At 70.6% G+C, this 7,292-nt stretch carries 8 protein-coding genes; 2 read left to right on the forward strand and 6 right to left on the reverse strand.

Going from position 1 to position 7,292, the window contains the following annotated elements; all coding sequences use genetic code 11:
* The first annotated feature begins 138 nt into the window (after positions 1 to 138).
* Positions 139 to 1,344 carry a homoserine O-acetyltransferase MetX gene (gene metX, locus L687_RS37625; RefSeq protein ID WP_021201020.1) on the forward strand — a complete coding sequence of 402 codons (1,206 nt, stop codon included), beginning with the start codon at positions 139 to 141 and terminating at the stop codon, positions 1,342 to 1,344.
* Positions 1,345 to 1,354: 10 nt separating this feature from the next.
* Here the strand turns inward: metX and L687_RS37630 are convergent, their stop codons facing one another.
* From L687_RS37630 to L687_RS37655, 6 genes are read right to left on the reverse strand one after another with little or no spacing between them, the layout of a single operon-like run.
* The gene (locus tag L687_RS37630) at positions 1,355 to 1,966 is read right to left on the reverse strand and encodes an NUDIX hydrolase (RefSeq protein ID WP_021201021.1); all 612 of its coding nucleotides are present in this window, start codon (positions 1,964 to 1,966) and stop codon (positions 1,355 to 1,357) included.
* A 53-nt stretch (positions 1,967 to 2,019) separates the two neighbouring features.
* On the reverse strand, positions 2,020 to 3,249 hold the full coding sequence (locus L687_RS37635; protein WP_021201022.1) for an MFS transporter: 1,230 nt from the start codon (positions 3,247 to 3,249) through the stop codon (positions 2,020 to 2,022).
* Between the two features lie 9 nt (positions 3,250 to 3,258).
* A complete protein-coding gene (locus L687_RS37640; protein ID WP_323131867.1) occupies positions 3,259 to 3,735 on the reverse strand; it encodes a GNAT family N-acetyltransferase in 477 nt (158 codons plus the stop codon).
* Positions 3,728 to 4,072 carry a thiamine-binding protein gene (locus tag L687_RS37645; protein WP_021201024.1) on the reverse strand — a complete coding sequence of 115 codons (345 nt, stop codon included), beginning with the start codon at positions 4,070 to 4,072 and terminating at the stop codon, positions 3,728 to 3,730. The genes L687_RS37640 and L687_RS37645 overlap by 8 nt, the downstream gene beginning before the upstream one ends.
* Positions 4,073 to 4,076: 4 nt before the next feature.
* A complete protein-coding gene (locus L687_RS37650; RefSeq protein WP_040569816.1) occupies positions 4,077 to 5,312 on the reverse strand; it encodes a hypothetical protein in 1,236 nt (411 codons plus the stop codon).
* The gene (locus L687_RS37655) at positions 5,309 to 6,142 is read right to left on the reverse strand and encodes an ADP-dependent NAD(P)H-hydrate dehydratase (protein ID WP_021201026.1); all 834 of its coding nucleotides are present in this window, start codon (positions 6,140 to 6,142) and stop codon (positions 5,309 to 5,311) included. The genes L687_RS37650 and L687_RS37655 overlap by 4 nt, the downstream gene beginning before the upstream one ends.
* Positions 6,143 to 6,198: 56 nt before the next feature.
* On the opposite strand from L687_RS37655, the gene L687_RS37660 reads away from it, so the two are divergent.
* Positions 6,199 to 7,266, forward strand: a complete 1,068-nt coding sequence (locus tag L687_RS37660) for an NADH:flavin oxidoreductase/NADH oxidase (protein ID WP_021201027.1) — start codon at positions 6,199 to 6,201, stop codon at positions 7,264 to 7,266.
* Positions 7,267 to 7,292: the final 26 nt, after the last annotated feature.

A 7,292-nucleotide genomic window follows, 5' to 3' on the forward strand; every position in this document is an offset into this window, starting at 1 on the left:
ACCGACGACCGACGACCGACGCGACGATGCCGACCCGACGGATCCCGACGGGCCGCCTCGATCGTCGCGGTCGGGAGAGTCGGGACATCGGAGCGTAACCTGCCACCGACGGGTCCCGGACCAGGCGAGAATGGGAGCATGGACTGGCAGACGACCTCCGAGGACACGGTGCCCTCGGCGCCCGTGACGGAGGCCGACGTCAGGCTGCTCCGTGCCCGCCCGCCGGCGACCGGAGCATGGCGTGACGGAGACCCGGTGGGCGGTCGCCGGTTCGCCGCCTTCGGCGCCTTCTCGACGGAGAGCGGCGCCGAGCTCCCCGGCATCCGCATCGCCTACGAGTCCTGGGGCGAGCTGAACACGGCACGGGACAACGCCGTGCTCGTGCTGCACGCGCTCACCGGGGACAGCCATGTGCGCGGCGCAGCGGGATCCGGGCACCCCACCGCGGGCTGGTGGGAGGACATCACGGGTCCGGGAGCTCCGCTCGACACGGACCGCTGGTTCGTGATCGCCCCGAACATGCTGGGCGGCTGCCAGGGCTCGACGGGCCCCGCGAGCGTCGCCCCCGACGGCTACGAGTGGGCCTCCCGCTTCCCCTACCTCACGATCCGTGACCAGGTCGCCGCCCAGGTCCGCCTGGCGGATGCGCTCGGCATCGAGAGCTGGGCCGCTGTCATCGGCGGTTCCATGGGCGGGATGCATGCGCTGGAGTGGGCGGCCACACATCCCGAGCGCGTGCAGCGCCTCGCCGTGCTCTCATCTCCCCCGGTGACCACCGCCGACCAGATCGCGCTCAACACCGTGCAGTTGGAGACCATCCGGATGGATCCGCGGTTCCAGGGCGGCGAGTACTACGACCTCGGTGACGGCGACGGCCCACACCGTGGCCTCGCCCTGGCCCGGCGCATGGCGCTGCTGAACTACCGCAGCCCGATCGAGCTCAACCAGCGTTTCCAGCGTTCGTGGCAGTCCGACGTGTCGCCGCTCGGGCACGGCGGTCGCTTCGCCGTGGAGTCGTATCTCGACTTCCACGGCAACAAGTTCACACGCCGCTTCGACGCGAACAGCTACGTCACGCTCGTCGAGGCCATGAACTCGCACGACGTCGGCCGTGGACGAGGGGGCGTCGAAGAGGCGCTGCGCGGCGTCACCGCCACCACGCTGGTTCTCGGCATCGACAGCGATCGCCTCTTCCCCGTCGACGGACAGCAGCGCATCGCCCGCAGCATCCCGAATGTCATCGACGACGAAGCCGTGGTGATCACGAGCGACTTCGGGCACGACGGCTTCCTGATCGAGACCGAGGCGGTGGGCTCGAACCTGCGGCATCTGCTCGACAGCTGAGCCCGATCCCTCAGGCCTCGACGAACCGCCACGGCAGGGCACCCGCCTCGAGGCGTCCCTGCTCCCAGGCGAAGGCACGCCCGGCTTCGGACTCGAGCACCCGGGTCTGGAACAGCTGCGCCGCACCGCCCGACGACAGGGCCGATTCCACGTCGCTGAACGCCGCAAGCTGGTGGAGCGTGATCCACGTCGGCGGATACAGCGTCCACTCCCCCGCCGCGTGCCTCGCGAGCGCCTCTCCCGGCGGCACCCAGGCGATCTCCACGACCTCGTCGGCAGCGGGCGAAGGCTCTCCGGCCGGCGCCTCGGCGAGGAAGAACCAGGTGCGGATACGCGTGGGGGCCTCCACCGGCGGCTGCCACTCGGAGAGCACGACGAGGTCGTCGACAGCGAGGCCCACCTCCTCGCGCGTCTCCCTGATCGCGGCACGGCGCGCGTTCTCGGACTCGTCGTCGCCGTCGTGGACGTCGCCCGGTTCGACCTTGCCTCCGGGGAAGACCCACGCTCCCGCGAACGACCCGCGATCGGGCCGACGCATCAGCAGCACATCGAAGGCGGGGTCCGACGCGCGCAGCAGGACAGCAGTGCCGGCGACGGGCAGGGACAGCTCGGGGGCGCTCACCCCGTCACTCTACGACCGGATCGACCGGATCGACCGGACCGACCGCGACGAAGCTACGAGGCGATGAGCTCCGCTGCCGCCGGGCGGCGTCCTTCGACGCGGTACGAGAGCAGGGCGATCAGCAGACCGGCCACGGCGAGCGCGGCACCGGTCCATGCCGGTGCGGTGAAGCCCCAGCCGGCGGCGATAACGACGCCCCCGAGGAACGCGCCCAGGCTGTTTCCGATGTTGAGCGCCGAGTGGTTCATGGCTGCGGCGATCGACTGGTTGTCGCCCGCCACGTCCATGAGTCGGGTCTGGATCGTCGGGCTCAGCACGGAGGAGACGAACCCGACCACCAGCACCACCGCGGCCAGGCTGACGATCCAGAACGACAGGAACGCCAGCAGCGCGAAGACCACGGCCATGGCGGCGAGTCCGAAGAGCAGCGTGCGGCGCAGATCGATGTCGGCGAGGTGACCGCCGACGAGGTTTCCCGCCGTCATCCCGAGCCCCATGAGCACGAGGACGATCGGCACCACCCACTCCGGGGAGCCGGAGACCTCGGTCACCAGCGGGGCGATGTAGCTGTAGACGGCGAAGAATCCGCCGAAACCGATTGCGCCGACGCCCAGGGTGAACCACACCTGCGGGATACGGAACACCCGCAGTTCCTGGCGCATCGTGCGTCCCGGGTCTCCCGGATGTTCCGGGACGAAGAGCGCGATGCAGAGCGTGGCGAGAGCGAAGACGAGCGCCACGACGGCGAAGGCGGAGCGCCAGCCCCACTGCTGCCCGAGGAACGTCCCCAACGGCACGCCCACGACGTTGGCGACCGTGAGGCCGGTGAGGATGAACGCCACACCCTTGGCGCGGTTGCCCGGCCCCATCACATCGGCGGCCACGAGCGCACCGATGCCGAAGTATGCACCGTGCGGCAGCCCGGCGAGGAAGCGCGACGCGGCGACGAGCTCGAACGTGGGCAGCACGACCGTGAGGGCGTTGAACACCGTCAACGCGAGGGCCAGCACGATCATCACCCGATGCCGCGGGTAACGCGCGACGAAGCCGGCGATGGTCGGTGCGCCCACCACCACGCCGAGCGCGTAGAGCGAGATCAGCCAGCCGGCCTGGCTCAGCGCATCTTCCTGGCTGGTCGCCCAGAGCGAAGGCAGCAGGTCGGCGGCGATGTTGGGCAGCAGGCCCATGACCACGAATTCGGTCATGCCGATGCCGAAGCTGCCGATGGCGAGGGAGAGGAGCGCCCACTTCGCCGCACCCCTCGATTCAGTCGAGGGATTCACCGGATCAGCTTAGCGGCCGTCGGACCCGGAGGTCGCCCGCCCTGCGCGATCGAGCGTCATGAAGACATCAACGTCATCCTGGGTGTCGACGACGAAACCGTGGCGTTCGTAAAGACGGCGCGCCGGGCTGCCCTGGAGCACGTTGAGTCGATACGGGGTCGCGTCATCGAGCACGATCCCCAGCACGCGGTCACCGAGACCACGGCGCTGATGCGAGGTCGCGATGTAGAAGTGCTCCAGCCAGCGGGACTCCCCCTCCGCACGGATGGCGACCGAGCCGACATCGGTGCCGTCCACGACGATGATCAGGGTCTGCGTCGGTTCGAACGCATCACGGAACCGCTGCCGGACGCGGGTCTCGTCGAAACGCCCCAGCCGCTCCAGGTCGGCCCGAAGCACTTCGGCGCGGAGTTCCGCGATCCACTCGGAGTCGTCGGCCGTCGCCGGTCGAAGAGCTATCGACATGGACGACGGGGAATCAGTCACCGGACTCCTCGACCGTTGCTTCGTCGATGGCTGCTTCCAGCCGCTCGATCTTCGCGTCCAGCTCTCCGGAGTAGCCCGGGCGGATGTCGGCCTTGAGCACGAGCGAGACCCGCGAGCCGAAGGGCATCACGGCCTCGGTCGCACGCTTCACGACGTCCATGACCGTGTCCCAGTCCGGTCCCTCGATCTCGGTGAACATGCTCGTGGTGCGGTGCGGCAGTCCGGACTCGCGCACCACCCGTACGGCAGCGGCCACGGCGTCGTGCACGGAGGCATCGGTGCGCTCTGCTCCCGCGGAGGGGGTGCCGCTCGGGGCGACGGAGAAGGCGATCAGCATGGTTTCACTCCTGGGTTTTCGGATGACGGACGGGCACGCGCACGAGAGCGCGGGCTGCGAGGACGAGCAGGACGACGAGAAGGATGTTGCGCACCGTGAGGACGGCGACCGAGAGGGCGTCGGCCCGCAGCAGCCCGTCGTAGCCGATCGGATAGACGAGGCACGTGAGCAGGCAGAGCGCGAGGACGAGGACGGCGGGAACGCGTGCTCGGGCCCGGTCGAGCACGAGCCACAGGATCACGGGCGCGATCATCCAGGTCTGGAACTGCGGTGAACCGACCTTGTTGGTGACGATCAGAAGCGTCACCAGTGTGAGCGCGAGCGGCGGGAACAGTCGCGGGAAGATCGCACCGCGCATCGCCTTGAGCGCGCCCAGCACGGTGACCGCCAGCACGGAGAGCACCATGAGCGGCGTGAGCGCGGCGGACACGGCATCGACCCCAGGCGCGGTGATCTGGAAGGTCAGGATCTCGAAGCTGTACTCGATGCGGGCGGCGCCGGCGACCGCGAGCCACAGGAAGGGGGTGGCGGCCACGGCTTCGATCTGCAGCCCTCGTCCGGTCTGCTCGGTCAGGAAGCCGAGGATCTCGGTGTCCGCCCCGAGCAGGAGCAGAGTCGCGACGACCCCGACACTGACGACGGCTGCGGCGACCAGCACCCGCACGCGCGCACGGAGCGCGACGACGGCGGCGAGCACGAGCGCGCCGGGCCAGATCTTGATCCATGCCCCGATCGTGAGGAGAGCGGCCCCGACAGCGGGCCGCGACACGAGCCAGAGTCCGCCGATCACGGCGATCGGGACGGTGATCGCATCGATCCGGTAGAGCGCGATCGGTCCGAGGAGCGCCAGCGCGCCGCACCAGAACCAGGCCGCGACACGGCGCGCGTGCGAGGGCGCGCGCCCCACCAGCACAGCGAAGGCGACAGCGTCGAGGATCACGACCAGCACCGCCCATCCGACGAGATACGCACTGGATACTCCGAGCAGAGGCACGAGCGGCGCGGAGAGCACGGCGGCGACGAGCATCGGCACGAGGGCGAGCTGAGGGTAGACCCATGTCTCGGTGACACCGACGATCGGCCCCCCACCGAGTGCAGAGGACGCCCAGGGCTCGTACACGAGCACCACATCGCCCATGGGCTGGCTGGGGTAGACCCAGCCGGCCCATGCGGTGAGCGCGTGCACGATGAGGAAGACGCTCCACAGCGCGACCACCCGGGCCGTCGACGCGCGATTCACGCCAGGACGTCCGCGATCGCGAGTGGAAGGGCCTCGGCCACGTCCATCGCGACGATCGGATGCCCCGCCCCGCCGTCACGCACGCCGGCGGCGATACGCCCGGCGTGGCCGTGCAGCCACGCTCCGGCCGCGGCGACCTCGGCGATCGGGCGTCCGGGGTTCGCCGCGAGCACGGCGCCCAGCGCGCCGGCGAGGACGTCGCCCGTCCCCGCGGTGGCCAGCCAGCCGGTCCCCGCTTCGACGGCGATGACCGTCCCGTCCGGCGCCGCGATCAGCGTACGCGCGCCCTTGAGCAGCACGGCGCCCCCGAGCGTGTCCGCCATGTGCCGCGCGGCCTGCGCGCGATCCTCCGCGGTCGAGGACATTCCGAGCCTCTCCTGCAGCCGGACGAACTCCCGCGCGTGGGGCGTCACGAGGAACGGCGCCGTCGCGCGTTCGGCGAGATCGAGCGCGCCGGCGTCGATCACGACGGCGGCGGTGCCGGAGAGGATCTCCCGCAGAGCACCGGATTCCGTGTCGCTGCGGTGCGCCGGGTCCGTCCCCGATCCGATCACCCAGGCGTCGACCCTCGAACGCCCCGTGTCCGCCCCGGCGACGGTCTCCGGTCGTCGGGCGAGAACGGCATCCGCCACCCGCTCCGCGCCCACGTAGCGGACGAAGCCCGCCCCGGCTCGCCACGCCGCCTCGACGCCGAGCACCGCGGCACCGGGATACGCGGGCGATCCGGTGCGCAGCGCCACCACGCCGCGGGCGTACTTGTCGTCATCCGCGGTCGGCGCACGCAACAACCGCGCCGTGTCGCCGCGTGTCCACTCGCGCACCTCGAACATGACTCCACGTTAGTGCGACGGCCCGTCCTGCACCCGCGCGGCGGTACCGTCGAACCGTGAGTCTTCTCTTCTCCCCGCTGCGCATCCGTTCCGTCGACTTCCGCAACCGCCTCTGGGTCTCGCCCATGTGCATGTACAGCGCGGTCGACGGCGTGGCCCAGGAGTGGCATCACACGCACCTGGCACAGTTCGCGTCCGGCGGCGCGGGACTCATCATCGCCGAGGCGACGGCCGTGGCCCCCGAGGGACGGATCTCACCGCGTGACCTGGGGCTCTGGGATGACGAGCAGCGCGACGCCCTCGCCCCGATCGTCCAGGCGATCCATGACCGCGGAGCCCACGCCGGCATCCAACTCGCCCATGCCGGCCGCAAAGCATCGACGTGGTGGCCCTGGGCACCCGAACGCGGATCGGTGCCGGCCGCCGATGGCGGGTGGACGACATCCGCTCCCTCGGCCATCGCCTTCGACGGCTTCGACGAGCCGGTCGCCCTCGACCTCGCCGGGATCGACCGTGTGGTCGACGCATTCGCGTCCGCAGCACGGCGCGCGACGGACGCCGGGTTCGACGTGCTGGAGGTGCACGGGGCGCATGGGTACCTCCTGCACCAGTTCCTGTCTCCCCTGTCGAACCTGCGCGGGGACGAGTACGGCGGCTCGCTCGAGAATCGTGCCCGCCTGCTGCTGCGCGTCGTCGACGCGGTCCGCGAAGCCGTAGGAGCCGATGTGCCGTTGTTCGTGCGCATCTCCGCCACAGATCATGCCGACGGCGGTTTCACACCCGAGGAAGCGGCGATCGTCGGCGACTGGGCCGCGCAGCGGGGTGCCGATCTGATCGACGTCTCGAGCGGCGGCCTGGTCGCGCACCAGCGGATCAGCGTCTTCCCCGGGTATCAGGTCCCGCTCGCCGAGACCGTGCGACAGGGTGGCCGGATCCCGGTATCAGCGGTCGGTCTCATCACCGCGGCGGCCCAGGCCGAGCAGGTGCTCAGCGAGGGAGCCGCGGATGCGATCTTCGCCGGACGGGAGTGGCTGCGCGACCCCCATTTCGCGCTCCGTGCCGCGCACGAGCTCGACGCCGAGATCGTCTGGCCACCGCAGTACGAGCGCGCCCGCCTGCGCTGAACAGTGCTCGGACGACGAAGGCCGCC

Source organism: Microbacterium maritypicum MF109, from assembly GCF_000455825.1.
GTDB classification, from domain to species: Bacteria; Actinomycetota; Actinomycetes; order Actinomycetales; family Microbacteriaceae; genus Microbacterium; species Microbacterium maritypicum_A.

What these genes read in the sequence shown, in the direction of transcription:
- metX (WP_021201020.1), top strand. Translation starts at nt 139, where the DNA reads ATGGACTGGCAGACGACCTCCGAGGACACGGTGCCCTCGGCGCCCGTG.
- L687_RS37645 (WP_021201024.1), bottom strand. Translation starts at nt 4,072, where the DNA reads ATGCTGATCGCCTTCTCCGTCGCCCCGAGCGGCACCCCCTCCGCGGGA.
- L687_RS37655 (WP_021201026.1), bottom strand. Translation starts at nt 6,142, where the DNA reads ATGTTCGAGGTGCGCGAGTGGACACGCGGCGACACGGCGCGGTTGTTG.